Source organism: Anoxynatronum buryatiense, from assembly GCF_900182905.1.
GTDB lineage: Bacteria > Bacillota > Clostridia > Peptostreptococcales > Tindalliaceae > Anoxynatronum > Anoxynatronum buryatiense.
Window position 1 is genome coordinate 106,512 of record NZ_FXUF01000010.1, and the last position, 23,349, is coordinate 129,860.

At 50.5% G+C, this 23,349-nt stretch carries 18 protein-coding genes; 3 read left to right on the forward strand and 15 right to left on the reverse strand.

Annotated features, from left to right (window positions below):
* Window positions 1–149: 149 nt before the first annotated feature.
* Genes QOL74_RS12775 through QOL74_RS12785 form a run of 3 tightly spaced genes read right to left on the reverse strand, consistent with a single transcriptional unit; the run spans window position 150 to window position 3,169 of the window.
* Complete coding sequence (locus QOL74_RS12775) at window positions 150–938, reverse strand: Na-translocating system protein MpsC family protein (RefSeq protein WP_283409879.1); 789 nt, start codon at window positions 936–938, stop codon at window positions 150–152.
* Window positions 935–2,908 (reverse strand): ABC transporter substrate-binding protein, encoded by a 1,974-nt coding sequence (locus QOL74_RS12780; RefSeq protein WP_283409880.1) that lies wholly within the window; start codon window positions 2,906–2,908, stop codon window positions 935–937. Before QOL74_RS12780 ends, QOL74_RS12775 begins: the two co-directional genes overlap by 4 nt.
* Before the next feature lie 36 nt (window positions 2,909–2,944).
* Window positions 2,945–3,169, reverse strand: a complete 225-nt coding sequence (locus QOL74_RS12785) for a YdbC family protein (RefSeq protein WP_283409881.1) — start codon at window positions 3,167–3,169, stop codon at window positions 2,945–2,947.
* Window positions 3,170–3,528: 359 nt separating this feature from the next.
* Between QOL74_RS12785 and QOL74_RS12790 the strand changes: the two genes are divergently transcribed.
* Together QOL74_RS12790 and QOL74_RS12795 are read left to right on the forward strand one after the other, a co-directional pair.
* Complete coding sequence (locus tag QOL74_RS12790; RefSeq protein ID WP_283409882.1) at window positions 3,529–4,884, forward strand: DUF2812 domain-containing protein; 1,356 nt, start codon at window positions 3,529–3,531, stop codon at window positions 4,882–4,884.
* A 282-nt stretch (window positions 4,885–5,166) separates the two neighbouring features.
* Window positions 5,167–6,582, forward strand: coding sequence for a PAS domain-containing sensor histidine kinase (locus QOL74_RS12795; RefSeq protein ID WP_283409883.1), 1,416 nt, complete (start codon window positions 5,167–5,169; stop codon window positions 6,580–6,582).
* Window positions 6,583–6,737: 155 nt separating this feature from the next.
* Here QOL74_RS12795 and QOL74_RS12800 read toward each other — a convergent pair whose 3' ends face one another.
* From QOL74_RS12800 to QOL74_RS12840, 9 genes are all read right to left on the reverse strand, one after another.
* Window positions 6,738–6,911: a hypothetical protein gene (locus QOL74_RS12800; protein WP_283409884.1), complete on the reverse strand. Its 174-nt coding sequence runs from the start codon at window positions 6,909–6,911 to the stop codon at window positions 6,738–6,740.
* A gap of 175 nt (window positions 6,912–7,086) precedes the next feature.
* Complete coding sequence (locus tag QOL74_RS12805; protein WP_283409885.1) at window positions 7,087–8,685, reverse strand: NAD(P)/FAD-dependent oxidoreductase; 1,599 nt, start codon at window positions 8,683–8,685, stop codon at window positions 7,087–7,089.
* A gap of 178 nt (window positions 8,686–8,863) precedes the next feature.
* Window positions 8,864–9,370: a 3-isopropylmalate dehydratase small subunit gene (locus QOL74_RS12810; RefSeq protein ID WP_283409886.1), complete on the reverse strand. Its 507-nt coding sequence runs from the start codon at window positions 9,368–9,370 to the stop codon at window positions 8,864–8,866.
* Window positions 9,367–10,641 (reverse strand): 3-isopropylmalate dehydratase large subunit, encoded by a 1,275-nt coding sequence (locus QOL74_RS12815; protein ID WP_283409887.1) that lies wholly within the window; start codon window positions 10,639–10,641, stop codon window positions 9,367–9,369. The genes QOL74_RS12810 and QOL74_RS12815 overlap by 4 nt, the downstream gene beginning before the upstream one ends.
* A 99-nt stretch (window positions 10,642–10,740) precedes the next feature.
* Entirely contained in the window at window positions 10,741–12,081 is a 1,341-nt protein-coding gene (locus QOL74_RS12820) for a 2-hydroxycarboxylate transporter family protein (RefSeq protein ID WP_283409888.1), read from the reverse strand.
* 301 nt (window positions 12,082–12,382) lie between these two features.
* Complete coding sequence (locus QOL74_RS12825; protein ID WP_283409889.1) at window positions 12,383–14,323, reverse strand: sigma-54 interaction domain-containing protein; 1,941 nt, start codon at window positions 14,321–14,323, stop codon at window positions 12,383–12,385.
* On the reverse strand, window positions 14,316–16,241 hold the full coding sequence (locus QOL74_RS12830; RefSeq protein WP_283409890.1) for a sigma 54-interacting transcriptional regulator: 1,926 nt from the start codon (window positions 16,239–16,241) through the stop codon (window positions 14,316–14,318). Before QOL74_RS12830 ends, QOL74_RS12825 begins: the two co-directional genes overlap by 8 nt.
* Window positions 16,242–16,356: 115 nt before the next feature.
* The gene (locus tag QOL74_RS12835) at window positions 16,357–17,526 is read right to left on the reverse strand and encodes an NAD(P)-dependent malic enzyme (RefSeq protein ID WP_283409891.1); all 1,170 of its coding nucleotides are present in this window, start codon (window positions 17,524–17,526) and stop codon (window positions 16,357–16,359) included.
* A gap of 35 nt (window positions 17,527–17,561) precedes the next feature.
* Window positions 17,562–18,794: an aminoacetone oxidase family FAD-binding enzyme gene (locus QOL74_RS12840; RefSeq protein ID WP_283409892.1), complete on the reverse strand. Its 1,233-nt coding sequence runs from the start codon at window positions 18,792–18,794 to the stop codon at window positions 17,562–17,564.
* Between the two features lie 425 nt (window positions 18,795–19,219).
* On the opposite strand from QOL74_RS12840, the gene QOL74_RS12845 reads away from it, so the two are divergent.
* The gene (locus QOL74_RS12845; RefSeq protein ID WP_283409893.1) at window positions 19,220–20,338 is read left to right on the forward strand and encodes a hypothetical protein; all 1,119 of its coding nucleotides are present in this window, start codon (window positions 19,220–19,222) and stop codon (window positions 20,336–20,338) included.
* Window positions 20,339–20,703: 365 nt separating this feature from the next.
* Here QOL74_RS12845 and QOL74_RS12850 read toward each other — a convergent pair whose 3' ends face one another.
* From QOL74_RS12850 to QOL74_RS12860, 3 genes are read right to left on the reverse strand one after another with little or no spacing between them, the layout of a single operon-like run.
* A complete protein-coding gene (locus QOL74_RS12850) occupies window positions 20,704–21,870 on the reverse strand; it encodes an aminotransferase class I/II-fold pyridoxal phosphate-dependent enzyme (protein ID WP_283409894.1) in 1,167 nt (388 codons plus the stop codon).
* Window positions 21,871–21,882: 12 nt separating this feature from the next.
* Window positions 21,883–22,617, reverse strand: a complete 735-nt coding sequence (locus QOL74_RS12855; RefSeq protein ID WP_283409895.1) for an amino acid ABC transporter ATP-binding protein — start codon at window positions 22,615–22,617, stop codon at window positions 21,883–21,885.
* Window positions 22,604–23,263, reverse strand: coding sequence for an amino acid ABC transporter permease (locus QOL74_RS12860; RefSeq protein ID WP_283409921.1), 660 nt, complete (start codon window positions 23,261–23,263; stop codon window positions 22,604–22,606). Before QOL74_RS12860 ends, QOL74_RS12855 begins: the two co-directional genes overlap by 14 nt.
* Window positions 23,264–23,349 lie beyond the last annotated feature (86 nt).

A 23,349-nucleotide genomic window follows, 5' to 3' on the forward strand; every position in this document is an offset into this window, starting at 1 on the left:
TTGCCCGCAACAGGCTTGGTGTCCTGCCGGGGTGAATTTTCTTAAGTTTCCAAATACATTTTATCATAACCCAAACCATGATGCAATATTAACAACAGTGTCTCCTGCTCTAAAAAAATCTACACATCTACTTTTACGAAATTCGCTGGCTACAGGATGGCAAAAACCAGTTTTTCCTGGTCTTTTCGGCTGTCGCAGACCACTTCGTCAAGACGCAGTGAACAGCCGGCCACCTGCGACAGGCTTTTCACCAGCGTTTGCTGGTTTTCGGTGTAAAAAAGGCGCCGGTGATAGTCCACCAGGCTGTGATGCCGTCGATTCACCAAGATTCCCTCTTCCAGACGGGTGAGACATCCCCTGGCACGAATCTCAATACTGCCGGCGGTCAGAGAAACGTGAAGATCCCGGGGGCCTTTGCCGGTGTTTTGTTTCATGAACCGGGCCATTTCCCCTTTGATTTTCATCTCCATTTCTGCCAGCTCGTCACCGTTGGCCAGACACCTTTCCCCCAGCACCACCAGGCAGTTTTCTTTTTTGATGATCTCCCGAGCCACCTGATGCATCTGCTCCAGCAGTTCTTCCAGCTGAATGGGTTTCACCACGTACCGGACAATGCCCACACCGACGGCTTCAATGATGGTGTCGCTGTCTGAAAGGGCCGAGGTGATGATCACCGGGATCTCCAGCCCCATCCGGCGGAGCCGCCGCACCATGGCCAGCCCATCCATTTCAGGCATTTTTAGGTCGGTGATGATCAGTTGTGGCGGCTGCTCTTCCACCGCCTTTAAGGCTTCCAAACCATTGGCAGCCAGTCGAAGACGGCCCACTCGCCGTTTCAGGTAGAGGGCCAGTTCCTGGCGGGTATCACTGTCATCTTCCACATAGAGCACATGGAGCCGGTTTAAGGCTGCCGGTGAGGCTGATTTCTCAGTTGTCATGCGTTAACTGCTCCCTTCTCTTCAGGAATTCGGATGGTCATGACGGCTCCCTGGGTGCTGTTTTCCCAGCGGAGGGTGCCTTTGAGGCTGTTCTCCACAATGGTTTTGGTCATGTAGAGACCCAGACCGGTTCCCTGCTTTTGAGGTTTGGTACTGAAGTAGGGCTCAAAAATACGGTCGGCGATGGTTGCTGGAATGCCGCCGCCAGTGTCGGCAATACTCACGGCCACCCAGGGGGTATCGTTGTCAATGGTGATGTGGATTTTTCGCTGAGAGATCTGTTTTTCCACCAAAGCATCCACCGCATTGGCAATGAGGTTGAACGCCGCCTGAGAAAACTGATTTCGGTATCCACAGGCACGTAGATTTTCATCGGCCTCTGTGGTCACCTGAATTTTGTGAAGCAGGAAACGGTCTTCCATCAGATCAAGCACTTCCTCCACCGCTTCCATCACCCGAAATGCCTCCCGCTGTGTGGTGGGATTGGCAAATTGCATAAAATCGTCAATGGTGCCGGACATGCGGCCAATGAGTTTACGGCTTTTATCCATGGATTGAATCATGTGACTTTCATCCAGTTCGCCGTGCCAGAAAGCATCTTCCAGATTGCCCAGCACCAGTCCCAGGTTATTCAGCGGCTGCCGCCACTGGTGGGCAATGTGCGTCACCATTTCCCCCATGGCAGCCATGCGGGCCTGGTAGAGCATAAAAGCTTCTTTACGCCGGTTCTCCTCCCGTTCCTGTTGGAACAGCTTTTCAAGACGGCGGGCGGCACTGCGGGAAGTGATGGTCACCAGCAAAAATCCGGTGAGTACCAGAAACCCCACCAGTGTGAGTACCCGGAGCAATTGTTGCTGGTGTTCCTGCTTTTCCTGTTGCAAACGGCTGTAGTCGAAAATAAACTGAGACAGGTCAAGGGGTTCTGAGAGGAGCCCCAGCCTGGTGAGGGCCTGATGGGTCTGTTCCCATCGAAAGGGATGAAGGTTGCCCACTTCCACCACCGGATAATAGGTGAGTTCCAGCACCTGTTGGGCCTGAAAACGGTTATAAGCCAACAGTTCACTAGCATGAAAAAACCGATGATCGCCGGCCGCATCATCATTGCCCGCCAGGGAGTTCTGGAAAACATCCGTCATGGCTTTTGCCATTTCTTCAGGATTATCCAGGGCATGGCGCCATCCTTTCAGCGTGGCCTGGCGAAAAGCCTCCACCAGCTCCGGATCGTCCCGGGTGAGCCGGGTGGTGGTAAAAAGCGAATCACCATAAAAATCGATGCCGTAATCCAGCGGGCGCAGCACTGCCACAGGGACACCGGCTCTGCGGGCTTCCATCAGAAGACTGCCCAGGTATACGGGTACCACCTCATAGCGACCAGTAGTGAGGTCTTCAAGGGTAAAACTGCCGCTTTTTTCTGTGTAGGGGAGTTGGCCGGGATCGATCCCTTCTGCAATGAGCATGGCCTGCAGCTCCACATCCAGCAGGTCGTGGTGTCGGCGGGCGACGGCAAGATCCAGTAAATCCACCAGCGTGGTCATGGGAGTATCTTCCAAACGGTAATAAGCCACGGCACTTCGCTGAAAAATGGCTGCCACCACCGAAAGAGATTCGCCCTGTTCATTGGCCATCAATATGTCCACTGCTCCCACGCCAAAATCAGCCCTGCCGGCCTGCACTTCTTCTGTGGCCTGCCGTACTTCTCCTTTTTCATCAAAGGCAGAGCGTATGGTGACATCCAGCCCGGCATCGGCGTAATATCCCTGCCACAAAGCAGCGTAATATCCCGCAAACTGAAACTGGGGTTCCCAGCGCAGCTGCAGGGTCACCGGCCTGAGAGGGGTCGCCTGGGGCGGTGTTCCCGCAGTATCGTTACCAGGCAGGGCATGACTGAAGGCAGCTGCATTGACCATCGTCATGTTCAGCAGGCACACCAGCCATAAAACAACTGCTAGCATGATTGGTTTTAGGCGCATGAAATCGCTGCCTCCATTTCGCAAGCGGCAGGCCTGTTAATCCAGATCCAGTTGGTTCAGCAACTCCCGCAGTGATTTGACTTCCTCTTGTGTCAGGGTGATGCCTTTGCCCATTTTGGCATGCTCAGGGGCCCAGTCCCGCAGGTCATACTTGGGGGATCGGTCATTCCAGCTCACCAAATTCAGTTCTTTTGCCCAGCCTTTACTGCCCTCTCCGATCAGTCCCAGATGTTCCGTAATCTCATATTTGATTTCTGCCATTGTTTTTCCTCCTTCACGGGTTTTCCATTCACCCGTTTCCTTATGAACCCATTTGATTTTCCTTCAAATCTGGTTGACAGCTGTTATTGTAATAGCTGTTATCCGGTACCGTCTGAGGTCTTTGATACAAACTCTCATCTCTAATCATTTCGACATAAACTGTTAAAGTCCTTCCTGACCAGGGAAATATTTGTAATTGGGATACCTCTGTTACTTTTTTAAGACTTTCATTTGATTGCAGGATAATGGTAAACGTGTTAGGCTTTTTCTGAGAGCATCCCTCAAGTGCCAACAAATAACGAACGAGTTGCCGGAGAATATCTGTGGCCACTCTAAAGACATCATGGAAGGAGCATTTCATGGACACCAAATTTCAACTTTTTCCCCTCGGGATAACCGACTGGGCACAAATGGAAGATTTTTTCGCCCGGATGGCTGGTCAGGGATGGATGATTCATCGGATTATCGGCGGCATGGCCATTTATCGAAAAATGTCTCCCTGCCTGCTCACCTTTGGCATTGCCATATACCCGGAATCACGGGTATTTGAGGGTTTTGACAAGAGTAAAACCCAGGCTTACATTCACCAGGCGGAAGCAGAGGGTTGGCAGTTGGCCCTCTCAAGACATAACCTGCAGGTCTTTTACCGACAGACTGAAGACGGCGCCGTAACCGCCCCAACAGCCAGTGACACCCGCGCCCACACCGCCGATTCACTCCAGCGCTCATTCCAAATGGGTCACGTTGCGTCTCAGCTGAAGCTGGAAACCTTCAGTCTGAGCGTGTTGTTTCTGCTGACACTGTTCAATGCCTCCCGTATGCTGCCACTGTCTTCCTGGGTGTTACGCACCAATGTGGGGCTGCTGATCATGGTATGGTTTCCGTTGTTCCTGTTGTTTTTTACAACCCAGATAACAGCCAATCTGTTGTCTCTCCGCAGCCTTCGTCAAAGACTCACCGTAACCTCCTACCCCCGGCGGCGACCACCACTGCAGGCGTTCCTGCGGAACACCGCCTATGGGACGGCCACTCTGGTGGTTTTTTCGGTGGTGCTGACGCTTCTGGCACAGATACTTCAGAAGGATGGTCGCCAAATTCTTTTGGGACTGCTTCCCCTGTTCCTTGCCATGGGTGCTGCTTTGGGGATGCGCCGGTATTTTACCGGCAAAAACATGGATCAGGCACTCAAAACGGTGCTGGTTGTTGTTACTGTTTTTCTGGTGGTGACAGTCACTTCCCACCTGACCCTTCACCGCACTTTTCCTGCTGCCACATCATCACTTCCTCCCGAGGATTTGCCGCTGCTCACGCTGAAAGATTTTGGAGTTGCCGGCACCGTCACCCATGCTGAGTATCACCAGCAAGCAAGTCTGCTGGTGCCCCATCATCAACAGTATTACGAGACGAGTGTGCAACTGAACATGCACCTGACTGTGTCGGAAGCCCGCAGTCCCAGTATTGCAGCACAACTTTACCGCCTGACCCTGAACGATGATCGCATCTTTAACCCTCGCCTGGTATCTGCAGAGGTGGATTTTCCCGAGGCCTGTCACGCCGCTTATTTTATCCCAGTTTATCATGCCTCTGACGGATCCACCGGAGGCACCATCATCATTCATCAGGGAGCTTATGTGGTGCAGCTGACGTTGAACAGAGACTTAAGAGATCCCCATGTTCATGAAATATTGGAAACCTATTTAAAAACACTTGTTTGATCCAATTCTAACACCGAATCACAACTGAACCATTCAGCGCAGAAGCATTCCACCCTGTTTCTGCGTTTTTGTGTTTTTGGGAATATCTCAAACAAGTGACCATGGAGCCGCATCTGTGTGAGCCGCCGGATCACCGAGAGGTCTGCTTTGCTTGCATCGGGAATTACTGTATGGTACATTTTAAGAAACTAAACAGGTATCACCATCAGGGTTGTTCAGCAATGCATGCCTGTGTCCATGGGTGGTTAACATTAGTGTTAACCCAGATAAAGGAGCTTATCCATGTGGAATTTACGGAAGCATGACCCGACACGACACGCTTCAGTGAAGCTGAAATTCTTGATAACCCTTACTTTGTTGCTTTCTTTGTTGTTCTTATGGGGCATTCAGCTTCAAATCAGTGCCCATCCCGAAGACGTTGATTTTTTCGATCTCTCTTTGTCAGCTTACCACCAGCAAAAAAACATCATCATTTTTATGGCAGTGGCAGCAGCAGTGCTTTTTTTCCTGCTTTCCGTCATCCTTATTCGACAAAACCAAAAGATCAAGAAATCACTTCGCCAGGCCAGGGATTCTCATCACCTGATGACATATACCGTCAATCATTCACCCAGCTCCATTGTGGTGCTCGACAAAAATATGGACCACCTCTATGCCAGCAATCAGTTTAAGCAGGATTATGACGTGAGCAGCCAGGAGATCATCGGCAAGTGTCACTACGATGTTTTTCCGGATATTCCGGAAAAATGGCGTGCTGTACATCAGCAGGCCCTGCAGGGTGATATTGTTGGCGCAGAAGATGATTTGTTTCAGCGTGCCGATGGAAGTTTGAAGTATTCTCAGTGGGAATGCCGCCCCTGGTATTATGAAGACAACTCCATTGGCGGTATTATTATCTACACACAATTGATACATGAACGAAAAATGGCAGAGCTGAAACTTCAGGAAGAAAAGGAAAAAGCCGAGGCTGCCAGCAGGTCCAAGTCCCTGTTTCTGGCCAATATGAGTCATGAGCTTCGCACCCCTCTTAACGGAATGATGGGAATGAGCCAGCTGATGCAGTTAACGCCCCTTAACCATGAACAGCAGGAATACATGCGGATCTTTCAACACTCCTGCAGTGCTCTGGTGAATGTGGTGAATGAAATCCTGAATTACTCCAGTTTGGATCAGGGCTTTGAAAGCCATGAGTTGAAATCGTTTCGGTTTAACCAACTGCTGGATGAAGTGAAAAATCTGCATATGATCACCGCCAGCGCCAAAAAACTGGTGATTCATACGACCATGGGCAGCGATGTTCCGCATCAGGTGGTGGGAGACAGTTACAAGCTCAAGCAAGTGCTGCACAATCTGGTTGGCAATGCTGTCAAGTTCACGGAAAAAGGTGTTATTACTCTGTCATGCGAAATGACTGATGAGCATGTAGCTCATGATACTGTTTTCCTGGAATTTCGAATCAGAGATACCGGTATTGGTATTTCAGCAGATCACCTCACTACCATTTACGAGGCTTTTCAGCAGGTGGATAACTCAAACACACGAAAGCATGGCGGTCTGGGGCTGGGGCTGACCATCACAAAAAAGCTGGTGCACATGATGAACGGCACCATTGATGTGGAAAGTGAAGAACACACGGGCAGCTGCTTCATACTGACTCTTCCTTTTCAGCTATGCCATGACCACCCTGACAGTACTTAATTCACAGTTTACCATCATCTTCTTTACCATCCTTCAAAAAAGACAAAATGCCGTGCACCTATGTGTGAACGGCATTTTATTATTTCATCAGTCATATCCATATCATCAGTGGAATCAGCATTTCAGAGATCACCACCATCGAAAATCCCGTCATCTCAATAGGCAATGTCCACACCTTCCACAAAAATTTCATGGGTGAACAGATAGCGGCGTATATCCAATGTGACAATTTCTTTGTTGAAGACAATGTTGCGATTAAAATAGACAGTGATTCCGTCGACGTTGAATATGTTAAATTTGGATGAATCCTGGGGTTCGCCTTCACTCACCGAGGGAAGATTGGGCGCCAGTCAGCAGTTTTTCACTTCCACCTGCTGTACCGTCAGGGCATTGATATGCTTCTTTTTTATATAGGCTGCCAGTTTGTCAGAAATGACCAGATTCATGGGTTTTCACCTCCGCGATTTACTATAATTGATTCATACCCTCTCAATGGAAAAATGCTCATTCAATTGACGTATGATATCGCTTCATTACAGCTTCTGCGGTTTTCAGACCATCCACCGCCGCCGACATAATACCCCCGGCGTAGCCACAGCCCTCTCCTGCCGGGTAGAGGCCCCCCACTGCACTTTCATGGTCTTCGCCCCGTAATACACGGACAGGGGAAGAACTTCGGGTTTCAACACCGGTGAGCAGGGCATCTGCCAGGGCAAAGCCTTTCATAGAGCGATCCCACGCCTTCAGAGCTTCCTGAAGTACTGTGGTTACATAGTCTGGCAGGCACTGGCTCAGATCAGCCATCACCACACCGGGTCGGTAGGTGGGGCGCACACTCCCCGGTTCCCGGGAGACACGGCCCGCCATAAAATCCTCCACCCGCTGGGCCGGTGCTCGATAAGTGCCGCCTCCCATTTCAAAGGCTTTGGCTTCCCAGTGCCGCTGAAAGGCAATGCCAGCCAACGGATGGGTTTCATGAAAATCGGCGGGGGTCACCGACACCAGCAGGGCGCTGTTGGCATTCTTGCCTTTTCGCCCATGGGCGCTCATGCCATTGGTGACCACGCCGCCGATTTCAGAGGCAGAGGCCACCACCTGGCCGCCGGGACACATGCAAAAGCTGTACGCTCCGCGGCCCTGGGGGTGGTGCCAGGACAAACGGTAATCGGCAGCCCCCAAAACAGGTAGATCTGCAGCCTCAGGCCCGTACTGAATGGCATTGATGAAGGCCTGGGGATGTTCAATGCGCACGCCAATGGAAAAAGGCTTGGCCTCCATGGGAACACCCTGTTGGAAAAGACTTTGGAACAGGTTACGGGCACTGTGGCCCATGGCAGCGATGACGACAGTGGCTTCCACCGGCTCCCTGTTTTTCAGCGTGACGCCTGTGACCCTGCCGGATTTCATTAGCAGGCCATCCACTTCATGGTCAAAAAGTACCCTGCCTCCCAGGCTTTCGATGTTTTTACGAATGTTCACCACCACCTGCCTCAGCTGATCGGTGCCAATATGGGGCTTGCTGTCATAGAGAATCTCTTCAGGTGCCCCGTTTGCTGCCAGGGCCTGCAGCACCCAGCGGCACCGGGGATCGTTGATGCGGGTGGTGAGTTTGCCGTCGGAAAAGGTACCGGCACCTCCCTCACCAAACTGAACATTGGAATGGGGGTTGAGAACCCCCTCTTTCCAGAAACGGTATACATCCTGTACCCGCTCCGGTACGGGCCGGCCCTTTTCCAGCACCAGGGGCTGATAGCCCTGTTGTGCCAGCATAAGAGCAGCGAAAAGTCCGGCAGGGCCGGCCCCAATAATCACCGGGGGGTGATCCAACCGGTGATTTCCCTCCACCACCGCCAGCTCAGGTGACGGCGGGCAGGGGATGACAGTGGATTGGGGCGACCGCTTTAACACCTTCTTTTCATCGGTCACTTCAATGTCCACCTGATACACCAGCTGAATACGGTCTTTTCGCCGGGCATCCACAGAGCGCTTGTGGATACGCCAGCTGATCAGGTCTTTTTCAGAAAGGCGGAGCAGTTTCAGAATGGTCTTTTTCAGATCCTGAGACTGCTTCGCCGGGATTTTCAGGTTTTGAATACGCAGCATGGTTTCATTCCTTTCCAGAGCGGCGTGGTATGAATGGAATGCATGAAATGTCAAGTCACTACTGTTTTTATTGTAAGTGTTTTTAATCGACAGTCAAGGGAAACATTCATCAGGCGCAAGTATTAAAAAAGGAACGCCAGTATTGATCACCGGCTGTTCCTCTTTTTTGATCTGGGTATCAGTCATTTTTTTCCAACAGTCTTTTCCGAAAAAGCGGTTTGATTCCGCCACTTGATAATATTTCCATCACATACGTTGAAAGTTGTTCACATTTCAGTGTTTCTCCGGTGTTGTGATTGATCAGCAGGCCTTCGGCAACGTCCAGCGATATTTCATCCCCCTCGGTCACCTTTTGAAAAACACCTGGACAGACAATAACCGGCAGCCCCAGATTAATAGCGTTCCGATAAAAAATCCGAGCAAATGATTCCGCCACCACTGCTCCTACGCCTGCATGAAGCAGGGTGATGGCCGCATGCTCCCGGCTGGAGCCGCAGCCAAAATTCTGACCAGCCACCACAAAGTCTCCCGGCTTCATGCGCCCTCGCAGGGCCGGGTCCACCCCTTCCAGACAATGGTCGGCGATCTCAGCCGGGTTGGTAATTTCAATGTATCGCCCGGGGTAAATCTGGTCTGTGTCAATGTGGTCACCCACTACGTGCACGGTGCCTTTGTCAATCTTCATACAGACTCACCTCCCCAGTATTTTCGCGGGTCTGTCAGTTTGCCCGTAAGAGCCGAAACAGCTGCCACGGCCGGAGATCCCAGGTAAATGGCACCGCCGGTGCTGCCCATGCGGCCAGGGAAATTCCGGTTGGTAGCAGAGATACACACCTCTCCCTCGGCAATAACCCCTTCATGCGCTCCCAGGCAGGGCCCGCAGCCTGGAGTGGAGATGGTGGCACCGGCTTTCATCAGGTCCTCAATGTAGCCTTTTTGATTGGCCTCCAGGAACACTTCGCTGGAGGCAGGAATCAGCACCAGACGGCAATCGGGATGAATCTGTTTTCCACGAAGCAGATCAGCTGCAACGGCGATGTCTTCCAGCCGTCCTCCGGTACAGGAACCTATAAAAGCCTGGTGAACCGGCACTTCCTCCACCTGGTCAATGGGCATTACATGATCCACCCGGTGAGGCACTGCCACCTGTGGCGGCAGGTCGCTTACATCAAACACATGGCTCAAAGGATATTCAAAATCGTCATCGGTGACAGGTACTTCAAAGTCGGTACCGTAGCGCTGGTTCACATAGCTGAGGACGGCTTCGTTGGGTACCATGAAAGCGGTTTTGGCGCCCATTTCCACCGCCATGTTGCACAGTACCATCCGATCGCTGACGCCTAAGCCTTCCACATAAGTGCCGCAAAACTCAATCGCCTTGTACACAGCGGCGCTGGCTCCCAGTTGGCCCATCACATGAAGTATCACGTCTTTGGCCAAAGTACCCTGTGGCAGGGTGCCGTTGATTTCTATCTTCATCACTTCCGGCACCCGCATCCACATTTCTCCAGAAATGAGAATGGTGGCCATGTCTGTGGCCCCCACCCCGGTGCCGAAAGCGCCAAAAGCGCCATGGGTGGTGGTATGGGAGTCTGTAGCCACCAAAATCATTCCCGGCCGCACAATGCCGGCCTCTGGCATCACCTGGTGACAAACACCCGTGTTGATGTCGAAATGGTGAGTGAGCCCTTGTTCTTTGACAAACCCCCGCATTTCCTTGTGAATCTGGGCGGATCGAATGGTGGGCGCAGGAGCATAATGATCAAAGACAAAACAAATTTTTTCCGGATCCCATACACTGGTGCCCCCCATTTCCCTGAAGGAGTAGATCGTCTGGAGGTAGAGGTCGTTCACTTCGGCAAAATCCACCTTCACCGTCACAATCTCACCTGCCCCGACCCGGGGTACTCCCGCAGCCCGGGCCATGATTTTTTCAATGGCATGCATGTGATTCATCCTCTCAACTCGTTAGTAGGTTCATTATATCAAAGAAAATGCCGGACCCGGCCTTTCACTTCTTCTGGTCATCTGCCGGGTCTCAGCCTATGGGATTGATTAGCGGAGGAATAAATTTATGAGGAAACTGGCCAAAATCAGCATGAAGGCCCCGCCGATACGGGATGAAATCTGCGCAAAAGGCATCAGCACCATTCGATCTGCTGCTGAGAGAACAGCCACATCTCCTGTTCCGCCCATATTGGCCATGCAAAGGCCTGCAGTGATGGAAGACTCGATGGGATAGAAACCCATAAGGCGACCCACAAAACCAGATCCTAAAATAGCAGCAATAACGACAACCACCACCAGAATAATGTACTGAATGGTAAACGCTTCAATGATCTGTCCCAGATTTGTGAAAGCAATTCCAATACCCACTAAAAGAGCACCCGTTGTATAACCCATGATAAAACGAAACCACTGGTTGGCGGCGGATTCAAACTTATGGGGAAGCCATCCAAAAGCCTTGAAAACAGCAACTGTAATAATCATTAATGCGTAGGGGTGAATAGCCGGAACAAACTGACCCAGAAAATTTCCCCATGTGAAAAACACGGTGGCCATGAGCATTCCCATACCCATTAGTTTGATATCAAGCGGCAGTTCTTTTTCCGGAACAATTTCTTTTTCTGCCACATCATTTTTTGCGATCATTAACTCGCCTTCTCCTGACAAGCCAGGTTTGTTTTTGCCCAGTTTGTTCAGCAGGCCCGCAGCCACAATGGAAACCGCATTTCCCATCGCAAGTGCCGGCACCATGATTGACAGCACACCTTCAGGTTCCAGATTCAGCGGCTGGGCAAAGATCTGAGATAATGGCACAGCACCTGCTCCCATACCACCACCCATGATGGGAAGAGCGATGAAAAGCATGGCCTCTTTAGCTCCAAATCCGATGGCAGCTCCCACCACAGCAGCGGCTCCCATGGCAGCAATGACACCTCCCAAGATGGCCGGCAGATACCGGACAGAGGCTTTGATGAGGAGTTTTCGGTTCATTCCCAAAATACTACCTGTGATGAGAGCAGCAATGTAGAAGTCCAAGAAGCCGCCGCCGCGCATGAAGGTGGACATGATCTCCACTGTTGCCTCGGGAAGAATATTATAGTGGACCAGCGCAGCACTGCCGAAGATACAGACAATAGCACCACCTCCCAAGTAGGTATTAATAATGGGAGTGTGTGTGCCAATTTCAAAAAAGATGGCCCCAAGAATAATCATCGACGCAAAGGCACCGATCATTCCGCCGGGCAGCTTACCTGTCATAATAGCTGCAAGGGTCACAGCAGCCAGTACTGCAAAGAGGGGCACGGGAAAACCTATAATGGTGTAGGCTTTCTTTTCAGATTGCATCATTTCTCGAGCGGTGTTTTCATTGACAACTACCTGTTCATTCATTATTCATCATCCTCCTTTTCATTGTTTCTTTCATTGGGTTCGGTTGCATCAAGTGCTGTGTTACAGCATTGACACGTTACTGGCACATTGATTTGCGCTTCTCCCTCCTTTCCTTTTTCTTTCGTTTTCAACTCACGTGATGACGTTTATCGTTTTCTGTGTTATTCTCCTAATTTGCAAGTCCCGTGCCAACTTCACCTTTGTCTCCATTGGCGGGTTTCAGCCGTCGGTTTGACCAAAAATAAGAAAAAGGGCTACATTTTGTAACCCTCTGTTACATTCTGTTGATATGCGGATACGCTCACATATCCATCTCTTTCAGCAGTCGTGACAGATGAACTGGAGAAATCTCCAGCCGTTCAGCCGTCTTTTTTCGGTGGCCGCAACACTGGAGCAGTGTTTCTTGAATGATACGCCTCTTCAGGTCAGCCAGCGATCCATCCAGAGGAAGGGCGACGTGATTCTTTTCATTTTCCCAGCTGTCACTCCCTTCCATGGCTTCTGCAACCAGTTCCGGGGTAATAAGACCATCCTTTGGCATCAGGGCAATCAGACGCTCTATGGTGTTTTCCAACTCACGCACATTGCCCTCCCACTGTAAATTTTTCAAGATCTCCAGGGCTCCAGCGCTAATGTCACAGACGGCGGTTGCCGGTTCTTTTGTCTTGACAACTGAAATTCTCTGGGACTCAACCTGGTTTCGGCCATGTTTCTTCAAAAAGAAATCCACCAGTAGGGGAATGTCTTCGCGCCGGTTACGCAATGGCGGCATTTCAATTTCCAGCGTATTGAGACGGTAATAAAGATCTCCTTGGAACTGCCCCTGGCGAACCCGTTCCCCCATGTGAGAGTTGGTAGCAGCAATCACCCGCACATCCACAGGAAGAATTTTGGAGCTTCCAACCGGCCGAATCTCCCGCTCCTGCAGCACCCTTAGGAGGCGCAGCTGAATCTGTTTGCTAATGCCGTCAATTTCATCCAGGAATATGGTCCCCCCATGAGCCAGTGCAAAGAGCCCCTTCTTGCCTCCTTTGACGGCACCTGTGAAGGCTCCTTCCTCATAGCCGAAAAACTCGCTTTCCATAAGGTTTTCCTGAATAGTTGCGCAGTTAACGGCCACAAAGGGCCCCTTGGCTCTTTCGCTCAACTGATGCAGGCAGTGGGCCGCCAGCTCTTTGCCTGTGCCGCTTTCCCCAGAGATCAGCACTGTTGCCTTGGAGGCTGCGTAGAGGCGAATCTTGGTGATTACTTCCCGAATGCGCTCTGACTGGCCGATAATGTCCTCCAGTGCATACCTGGCATAATGGCCCTTCAGATAAAGGCTTGATCGGATCTGCTTTTCCAGCTCCTGAAAACGAGTAACATCCTTAAAAGTTGACACAGCCCCTTTGGCTGAACCGTTGTGAAGAATTGGTACACGGTTCACTAAAATGGTCCGCCCGTCATCGATTTTCTGCAACTTTCCCAGCTCCGACACTTTGCTCCTGATGACTTGGTCCATGCGGGTATTAGGCAGATGATCCACCGCCTTTCCCCCTATTACATGCTGCACCTCAATACCCAGCACCGCTGCCGCTACCGGATTCACCGCTGTAATGCAACCCTTTTCGTCCACAGCGATAATGCCTTCCTGAGCATAGTTCAACACTGCACTCACGTATTCTTTCTGGTACTGTTCTTTACGTCGCAGTTCTATTGCTTTAGCCGCTTCTTTCAGGCCCTTCTCCAACGCTTTAATGCCGCAGTGATATGTCGATACCTGAAAACCGAACTGCCTTGCTTCCCGGACATGGCATTCTTCAGTGACAATCAGCTCCACCCGGTGGGCGGCCATCGTTCGAAAAAGCAACTCCCTGTTGATCCCCTTCCGGATGAGCACCTCCCGGAACTGGATTCCCAGCAGTTCTTCGATTAAATCAACTGCCAAGTGTCTTTTACGGTCAAAGACCATGGCAATTGAACCAGCCCTCTGACTCGCCTTGTACAGTTCCTGCATGATAGTACAGTCATCCACCTGAAGTTGTATCACAGGAATACTGAAGTACTGCTGAATGTCTTCCACATCGGACCCTTCGTACAAAATAGCCTCCCATTTTGAGGGGTGATCCATCATCTCTTTGGGTACATGCCCCTTTTGTTGGATTAGGAACGGCTGGATGTGAATGTCCGAAAGCGAAACCTGTTGGCAGATCAGTTCCATAAAATCTGGGCTGGTGGCCAGTAGTGCAAGGTGTTTATTCATGCAGTACACCCTCCTGACTTTCCTTAACACTGCGCCATATATTGGTTCGGCTGGTACTCAGTCGCTTAGCCGTCTGCGTGGCACTGCCGCCCTCCCGTGCCAGTACGGTGCAGATAATCTGGCGTTCCATTTCTTTCAATGAGCCGGTGAGTTGTATCATTTCGTTGCTGGATAACGCACGCAAAGCAACCTGTGGTGATTCCATCACCAGACTCAGCACCTGCTCGTCCACTGCGAGATCATGGGAACTGTAAAGAAGCAGCCGCTCCACAATATTTTCCAGCTCACGGATATTGCCCGGCCAGTCGTGTTCCTTTAAAAGCCGAAGGGCTTCTTGACTCAGCCTTTCTGCAAGAGTCGGGCCTGTGATAATACGACCGCTATGTTTTTTCTCCATTGCTGTCATCAGAGTTTCCAGGTCTTCCAATCGTTGACGCAAGGAAGGTAGTTGCAGGTGTAGGACATTCAGGCGGTAATACAGATCCTGGCGAAAACAACCCTCTCTGACCAACGCCTTCAGATCCCGGTTACTGGCGGCGATCACCCTCACCTTCACCGGCTTTACCCGGGTACCACCCACAGGCCGCACCTCTTTTTCCTGCAACACTCGCAGAAGCTGCATTTGCAAAGATGGGGGAACTTCCGAAATTTCATCCAGAAAAATGGTACCCCCATCAGCCTGGCAGAAAAGACCTTTTTGTCCACCTTTTCTGGCACCGGTAAAGGCACCTTCTTCGTAGCCGAAAAGCTCGCTCTCCAGCAGAGAAGCAGGTAAAGCGGCACAGTTAACTGCTACAAAGGGCCCTATCCTGTGACGACTTTCCTGATGGATAGCCTGGGCAACCATTTCCTTACCGGTGCCGGTTTCTCCCAAAATCAGCACATTGGCATCTGAACAGGCATACTTTTGAGCCTTTTGAATCACGCGACGAATCACTTCGCTGTTGCCTGCCACATCTTCAAAGGTGAACTTGGCCGCGTTGGACCGATGTCTAAGCTCTTCCCGGATCATTTCTTCATACTCCAGAATTTTGGTCACATCCTGAAAAGTGGAGACAGCTCCTGCCACTTCCTCACCCAGAATGATGGGCACATGGTTGGTCAGTACCTGGGCCTGGTTCATTTTGGTCATGACCCCAAGTTTCATCTGCTTACTTTTTATGACTTCCTGAATTACGATGCCGTCACTGAACTCCGAAGCGTATCTTCCGATAATTTCATACGGTTTCAAACCAATGATGTCCGCGGCGGCACGATTGCAGATGGCCACCTTTCCATGGGGATCTACCGTCATGATCCCTTCATTGGCACAGTCCATGATAGCGCGAATCTGTTGGTTGCCTGCTTCTTCCCTTCGCTTAATTTCCGAGAGTCGCAGTGCCTCAAGACCCGCCGAAAGAATAGCTTCTTTCCCTGTTTTAATCAGAAAACTGGGGATTCCCCGCCGTGTAGCTTCTTTACAGCAAATCACACCGCCTACCAGCACATTAAGACTTTTCTGGTGAATCACCTCAAAAGCCCCATCGATGTCTTCTTCCACTTGCAGGGGCAGTACTTCAAAAGTCACATCCAAGGTAGATTCCACCACATCCAGCTGGCAAAACATGCCAGGAAAACCCACTAAGCCAATACGCCGGTCAATGTTTCGCGCTTCCATGGCTGCACGGATCACGTCAAAAATGGAAATCTGCATCTCCACGATTGGATTGTTGATTCCTTCAGATTTTAGAAGGTTTGCAGTCCCGCCCCTGGCAATGAACACATCGGCCTTACTCATACGCTCCAATTCCATAGCTTTTACAAGCCCTTGGGAAAGAAGCCCATGGATGATTTCAATGCTCGGGTACTCCCGCAACACCTCTTTTGCCAACGTGATCATTTCTTCATAGGGGGCAAGGTAATAGATTTTCCTGTTCATGAATGCCTCCACTTTCAAAACATGTACTTCTGTCAAGATCTTCGAACCATTCCTGAAATCGTGCATGTTATCCCTGGGATATGCAGCGTCAGCTAAAGGTATGCTTCATTTGACCTTATATGCGGGCCACACCAGACTCTATGGCAGCCTGCTTCACGGCTTGAGCCACCTGCTCCATATACCCTGTGTCAAAGGCCAGAGGTAGAATCATATCAACACTCAGTTTATCTCCCACAGCATCTGCCAAGGCTTTGGCGGCGGCAATTTTCATGGCTTCATTGATGTCTGATGCCCGGACATCCAAGGCTCCGCGAAATACCCCGGGAAAAGCCAGTACATTGTTCACCTGGTTGGGGAAGTCAGAGCGCCCCGTACCGATGATGTAGGCCCCTGCTTCCCTGGCTTCTTCCGGCATAATCTCTGGTATGGGGTTGGCCATGGGCAGCACAATGGCTTTGTCATTCATGGACCTGACCATATCTTTGGTTACCACACCAGGCGCTGATACGCCAATGAAAATGTCTGCGCCCTTCATGGCATCTGCCAGAGCACCCTCCAGATTGGCTTTATTAGTTGTCAGCGAGAGTTTCTTTTTGTATGGGTCAAGGTCTTGTCGGTTTCGCGAAATGATTCCCTTGCGATCGCACATCAGGAGATCTCCGATGCCCATTTCTGTCAGCATTCCGGCAATCGAATTGCCGGCAGCACCGGAACCGTTGATCACTGCTGTGATGTCACTTATCTTTTTACCGGTCAGCTTCAGGGCATTCACCACTGCCGCCACGGTAACGATGGCAGTACCATGTTGATCGTCATGGAAAACCGGGATGTTCAGCATTTTTTTCAGCTTTTCTTCGATTTCAAAGCAGGCGGGGGCTGCAATGTCTTCCAGATTAATGCCTCCGAAAACAGGCTCCATCGCTTTCACTATACGCACCACTTCATCCGGGTCTTGTGTGTCAAGACAAATGGGAAAAGCCTCCACATTTCCGAACTCCTTAAACAGCACACATTTTCCTTCCATCACTGGAATAGAAGCGGCAGCACCAATATTTCCAAGACCCAGCACCGCTGTTCCATTACTGACAACAGCAATGAGGTTGGATTTGGCCGTATAACGATACACATCTTCAGGATTGGCTTCAATTCTTTTGCAGGGTTCTGCCACGCCCGGTGTATAGGCGATTGATAAATCTTCCTTAGTTTTGACAGGCGCTTTACTGATGACAGCAATTTTTCCAACCAGTTTCTCGTGCATCTCCAGCGATAGTTGATTGTAATCCACGTCAATACCTCCATTCTTTTTCGATTATATCTTAACTATCCCATAGCAGCGTTACGTCCGGCCAGCAAACCGGTGGCCCAGGCCCAGTATAGGTTAAAGCCGCCGCAGTCACCGTCCACATCCATGAGCTCCCCGGTGATATAGCAGTTCGGTGCTTTGGTGGATGCCATGGTGACTGGGTGTATTTCACGGGTATCCACACCGCCGGCGGTCACCTGGGCCTGTTGCCAGGATAGGGTACCGGTGATGGGTACTGACCACGACCGGCAAACTTCCGCCAGTTTTTTAATGGCAGTTGCGCTCACCTGCTGGGCTGGCAGGTGGGGCGGCCAGATGCCTGCGGCTTTAAGCAGTGTCGGCACCAGCCGCTTGTGAAAAAGCCCCAGCAGGCATAGGTCAGCCGGTTTGTCCGGGTTGATATGAAAACGGTTCATGAGTTCATCCATGATGGTTTCGGAGTCCCACTCAGGTAACAGGTGAATCCTCAGCTCTTTTGGGGAAGATGCGTCATCATTGGCAGATGTATGTGCCTGTCGTGAAAGCTGTAGAATGGGGGGGCCTGAAATGCCGTAATCGGTGATCAGAAGTTCTCCCGCCTCACGACGCAGCACGATGCCCTGCTCCACCACCGATGCGGCTCCCTGCCACTTCACACCCTTCAGGGCTTTCAGCCAGTCGGCCTCCAGTCGAAGCTGCACCAGGGCCGGCCAAAGGGGAGTGATGTGGTGTCCCAGGCTTTCTGCCAGGCGGTATCCACTGTCATCGGCCCCAAACTGACTGCCGGCGCGGCCACCGGTGGCCAAAATCACCCGGTGTGCCGTGAGACTTTCTCCTTTTTCTGAGTGAATCAGCCAATCCTTTTGATGATGACGCAGGCTTGTCACCTTCCAGTCAACCAGGGTTTTCACCCCTGCCTGCTCCAGTTCATAGCGGAGAAGGTCCAACACATTGGAGCCCTGTTCTGAGTAGGGGATGATTTTGCCGTCACTTTCTTCTTTGGGGGTAACCCCCAGCAGCTGAAAGAAAGTGAGCACTTCATCAACAGGCACTGCCTGCAGCACCTCATGGATGATCTCCCGACACTGCCCATGAAAACGACTTGGTTCAACGAACCGGTTAGCGTAGTTGCAGCGGCCGTTCCCTGTGGCCAGCAGCTTTTTACCCACGCGGTTTTCTTTTTCCACCAGAGTGACCTGACCGCCGTACCGGGCAGCCTCCAGAGCCGCCGCCATTCCCGATGCACCACCGCCAATCACCACAATTTCCATTTTACTCACTCCTATCCCACTGCCGTTAAATAAAACTTAATATCTTCATCTCAATGATGCTCATCCACTTATCCATTTTGATTCTGTTCTCATTCTAAAGGAAGTGTCTGTGATCCTGCAAGCAGTATTAAATAAATCAGGCAGTTTTCTTAAAAATTTCGCATTTAAAAGCAGCATTCCTTGAATGATCTGGAGGAATGCTGCCCGCCCTTTGTCCCCGTTGAAAGATCCTGCGATTCAGTCTTTGACATGGCAGTCTTCTGATCTTTCAGAAAGAAATTAGTTCCATGTGTTTTCGTGGTGAAAATTCAACAAACTCTTCAAAGGATAATCGGATTTTTTGTCGAATATACAGTGAGAGTTCAACATTCTATATTGGAGTGTCTTTGTTTTGCCACTCCATGACAAACTCCATGGGGGAAATTATGAAAAAAGATAAACTGGTGTTTAAATCAGTATTGTTAACAAGTGCCTCTTTTGCAGGTTACAACATCGGTTCTGGCTTTGCGACAGGAGTGGAAGCACTCCAGTTTTTCGCTGCCTGGGGTGGCAAGTTTGCATTTTCAGGTATTTTCCTTGCATTATTAACCTCTATGGCGGTGTTAATCGCAATCTATGTGATCGGCTTTGAACAGCGTTTTGTTAAAAGCAGCGATGTTTATCATTATTTCTGTGGCAAGTATTTCGGTATTGTGCTCGACTATTATATTTACGTGAGCATGATCTTCGTGACCTTTACCATGATGAGTGGTGCAGGAGCAACGATTAGTCAGCATAGTGGTCTTCCTGCATTTGCAGGAGCCTCAATTATGGGAATTCTGTGTTTTGTCACCGCCCATCTTGGTCTGGAAAGACTCAGAAAGGCTTTGAGTTATCTGTGCATTTGCACTGTTTTATTTGTCCTGTTTTGTGGCGGATATGCTTTTTTGACATCAGGCGTCAGTCCAATTGCCGGATCTGCTAATTCCGAACATTATGTTTCAATGGGCCTTATGCTGAGAGCAAACACCTTCGGTATCCAAAATCCATATCTTAGCGGACTTTCATCGGCAGGTCTTTTGATTGTTTCTGGTTTCGCATGGGCTTCAGCTACAGGCTCATTATGTAACAGTAAAAGAGAAGCGGTTTTCTCAGGCATCTTCTCTTCCTTGTTTTTTTATATGACTACAGCCGTTGTCGTGTATCTGGTACTTACATCGATGGATCATGTCGCAGGCACGGAAGTACCGATGCTGGCAGTCGTTCATTTCTTACTGCCCAAACTGTCGGTCATCTATTCTATTATTATTATACTGGCAATCTACTCAACGATTTCCGGCAGACTGTTTTTGATTGCAAAGCGATATGACCGCGGAAATAAAGCAATGGGTTTTGTTATTATACTCAGTATTACTATACTCGCAATTGTTGGAGCTTCGTTAATCTCATTCAGCAAAATATCCAATGTCGTATTTTCAATTATGGGCGCAGTAGGCATTATCGTATGTATCATTGTATTGACTCGATTTATAATTGCAGAAACCATGCCGAAACAGTTACTATAGATCATATTTCTTGATGCTCTTTGCTGTCATGTCTTCCGATACTCAAAAGCGCCTGGTCGTCTATGGACTAGAGCACCTCCCGCCGGTTTTTTTTCATGAAGACCGTATGATTTCGGTAACTGAATGAATGCCAGGATGAACATCTGTAACCCTTTTTCCGAATGGCTGCGAATCGATTTCATCAGCTGCCAATATTTTTATTTTTCCAAAGATCATCCCATTAGTGTGATCTCATTGTATCCTGTGCGCTTTGCTTTTACTTTAACTGGATAGGCCAAAAAACACCTGCCCTTTATCCTTCCTGGATAATGGGCAGGTGTTTGCAGTGATTGAAATGGGTTATTAGATCGAAATTTTCAATCGCCCTATTCGCTTTTCTGAAAAAGCGGCATGGCGGCGATGCGTTTAAAGGCTTCTTCCAACACGGGTAACTCAACGGTACAGGCAATCCGCAGGTAGCCTTCGCCGGTTTCTCCAAAGGCACTTCCCGGTAGCACCAAGACTCCGGTTTCTTCCAGGATTCGCTGCATCACTTCTTCTGAGGTGAGGCCGGTTTCCTTGACGTTGACAAACAGGTAGAAGCTCCCCTGTGGCGGCAGCACCGACATATGGGGAATGGCAGTTATATGCTCATAGGCGGCCTGCATCCGCTGCCGATAGGTTTCGCGCTGAACGGGCTGTAATTCATCTTTCAGAGACAGGGCGTGGAGGGCGGCCCGCTGGGAAACGGCAGGTGCTGAAAAGGTGACCCCTTCATTGATGTCCCGCATACACTGGATCAGTTCAGGGAAGCCAGCCACAAAGCCGATGCGCCAGCCGGTCATGGTGTAATCCTTGGAAAAGCTTCCCAGGGAAATCACATGTTTTTTCAGCCCCGGAAGGGCCGCCATAGGTACAAACTCTTGCTCATACATGAAGGAGCCATACACTTCGTCAGCAATGATGAGGAAATTGTGCTTCAACGCCAATGCCCCGATTTTCTCCAGGGTTTGGCGACTGTAACAGGCCCCGGTGGGATTGTTGGGACTGTTGACAATGATGGCTCTGGTGCGGTGGGTGATAACTTTTTCAAGGGCTACCGGATCCACCTGAAAACCGTCGGATTCTTTGACGGGTAAGTAGACGGGAATGCCACGGGCCAGCCGAATCTGCGCCGGGTAGGGGGTGAAATGGGGAGTGGGAACAATCACTTCATCCCCATCATCCAAAATGGCCTCCAGAGCCAGCCAGGTGCCATGACAGGCCCCCACAGTGATCATGATGTCATCAGGTTCATAGCGCACGCCCCAGCCCCGGTATTCCCGGGCAATGGCCTGACGCAGTTCCATGATTCCCAGGGAATCGGTGTAGTGGGTCCAGCCTGCCAGCGTGTCTTCAAGAGCCGCCTGGCTCACCCGGGAATCGGTGTGAAAATCAGGGTCTCCCAGGCTGAGGTTAATGAGATTTTCTGCCTGGGCAGCCCGTTCAAAAACCTTTGCCAGGGCTGTGGGCTCCTGGTTCCAGTATCTTTTTGCCAAATGAGGATGCTTCATTGAATGGCCTCCTTATTCAAAGGATCTGAGAATCTTGCCGAGGAAATCTTTGGTACGGGGGTGCTGAGGCTGGTTGAAAATGGCCTGGGGAGTGTTCTGTTCCACGATGAGCCCTTCGTCCATGAAAAGGACACGGGAACCCACCTGGCGGGCAAAGCCCATTTCATGGGTGACCACCACCATGGTCATCCCCTCCGCTGCCAGTTCTTTCATTACGTCCAGCACTTCGCCCACCATTTCAGGGTCAAGGGAGGAGGTGGGTTCATCAAAGAGCATCACCTGGGGTGACATGGCCAACGCCCGGGCAATAGCAATCCGCTGCTGTTGACCGCCGGAAAGCTGTTTGGGGTAAGCCTTGGCTTTTTCCACAAGACCGATGCGTTTCAGAAGGCCCATGGCCACTTCCTCCGCTTCAGTACCGGTCATGCCCTTCACCTGAATGGGAGCCAAAGTGATGTTTTCCAGCACGGTTTTATGGGGGAATAGGTTGAACTGCTGGAACACCATTCCCATTTTTTCACGCTGTTTGTTAATGTCGTTGTGGGAGTCGGTGATGTTATCCCCATTGAAGAAAATTTCGCCTTCTGTCGGCTGCTCCAACAGGTTCAGACACCTAAGAAAGGTGCTCTTGCCGGAACCGCTGGGACCAATCACCACCACCACTTCTCCCTGCTGAACTTCTTCGTTAATGCCTTTTAAAACGTGAAGATCACCAAATTTTTTATGGAGATTTTTAATGTGAATCACCGGCACGCATCCTCCTTTCAGCTACCCCTAAGAGGTTGGACAGGGTAAAGGTTAAGACGAAATAGATAAGTGCTGCCACGATGAGTGGTTCAAATGGCCGATAGGTAATTCCCCGTACGATGTTGGCACTGCGCATGATGTCATAAATGCCGATGACAGAGACGATGGCGGATTCTTTAATCACCACGATGAACTCATTACCCAGAGCGGGCAAAATGTTTTTGAATGCCTGGGGAATAATGATATGGCGCATGGCCATGTTGTGGGGCATCCCCAGAGAACGGGCTGCTTCCATCTGACCCCGGTCGACGGACTGAAGCCCTGCCCGAATGATTTCTGCCACATAGGCAGCACTGTTCAGCGACAGCGCGATCACACCTGCCACAAAATCAGGGAATCGCATACCCGTTACCACCGGCAGCCCGTAAAAGATAATAAATAATTGCACCAGCAGGGGCGTACCTCTGACAAACTCAATGTAAGCAGCCGCAATGAATTTGACTGGTTTGAGGCTGGATCTGCGCATAAGGGCCAGGATCAGGCCAAGCATCACTCCAAAAAGGACTGCCAGAACCGCCAGAAAAATGGTATTGCGGGTTCCCGTCAGGTAAAGACCCTGATAGCGGGTAATAAAACTGAAATCCATGCTGTAATTCATGTTAACACCTCCGATAATCCCGGCTCCGCAGGCCGGTGTGAGTCAGAAAAAAAGACGGCGGCTTGTGATAAGCA

Excerpts from the sequence above, each read along its gene's own strand:
- QOL74_RS12775 (WP_283409879.1), bottom strand. The coding sequence starts at position 938 with ATGACAACTGAGAAATCAGCCTCACCGGCAGCCTTAAACCGGCTCCAT.
- QOL74_RS12780 (WP_283409880.1), bottom strand. The coding sequence starts at position 2,908 with ATGCGCCTAAAACCAATCATGCTAGCAGTTGTTTTATGGCTGGTGTGC.
- QOL74_RS12785 (WP_283409881.1), bottom strand. The coding sequence starts at position 3,169 with ATGGCAGAAATCAAATATGAGATTACGGAACATCTGGGACTGATCGGA.
- QOL74_RS12790 (WP_283409882.1), top strand. The coding sequence starts at position 3,529 with ATGGACACCAAATTTCAACTTTTTCCCCTCGGGATAACCGACTGGGCA.
- QOL74_RS12795 (WP_283409883.1), top strand. The coding sequence starts at position 5,167 with ATGTGGAATTTACGGAAGCATGACCCGACACGACACGCTTCAGTGAAG.
- QOL74_RS12805 (WP_283409885.1), bottom strand. The coding sequence starts at position 8,685 with ATGCTGCGTATTCAAAACCTGAAAATCCCGGCGAAGCAGTCTCAGGAT.
- QOL74_RS12810 (WP_283409886.1), bottom strand. The coding sequence starts at position 9,370 with ATGAAGATTGACAAAGGCACCGTGCACGTAGTGGGTGACCACATTGAC.
- QOL74_RS12815 (WP_283409887.1), bottom strand. The coding sequence starts at position 10,641 with ATGAATCACATGCATGCCATTGAAAAAATCATGGCCCGGGCTGCGGGA.
- QOL74_RS12820 (WP_283409888.1), bottom strand. The coding sequence starts at position 12,081 with ATGAATGAACAGGTAGTTGTCAATGAAAACACCGCTCGAGAAATGATG.
- QOL74_RS12825 (WP_283409889.1), bottom strand. The coding sequence starts at position 14,323 with ATGAATAAACACCTTGCACTACTGGCCACCAGCCCAGATTTTATGGAA.
- QOL74_RS12830 (WP_283409890.1), bottom strand. The coding sequence starts at position 16,241 with ATGAACAGGAAAATCTATTACCTTGCCCCCTATGAAGAAATGATCACG.
- QOL74_RS12840 (WP_283409892.1), bottom strand. The coding sequence starts at position 18,794 with ATGGAAATTGTGGTGATTGGCGGTGGTGCATCGGGAATGGCGGCGGCT.
- QOL74_RS12845 (WP_283409893.1), top strand. The coding sequence starts at position 19,220 with ATGAAAAAAGATAAACTGGTGTTTAAATCAGTATTGTTAACAAGTGCC.
- QOL74_RS12850 (WP_283409894.1), bottom strand. The coding sequence starts at position 21,870 with ATGAAGCATCCTCATTTGGCAAAAAGATACTGGAACCAGGAGCCCACA.
- QOL74_RS12860 (WP_283409921.1), bottom strand. The coding sequence starts at position 23,263 with ATGGATTTCAGTTTTATTACCCGCTATCAGGGTCTTTACCTGACGGGA.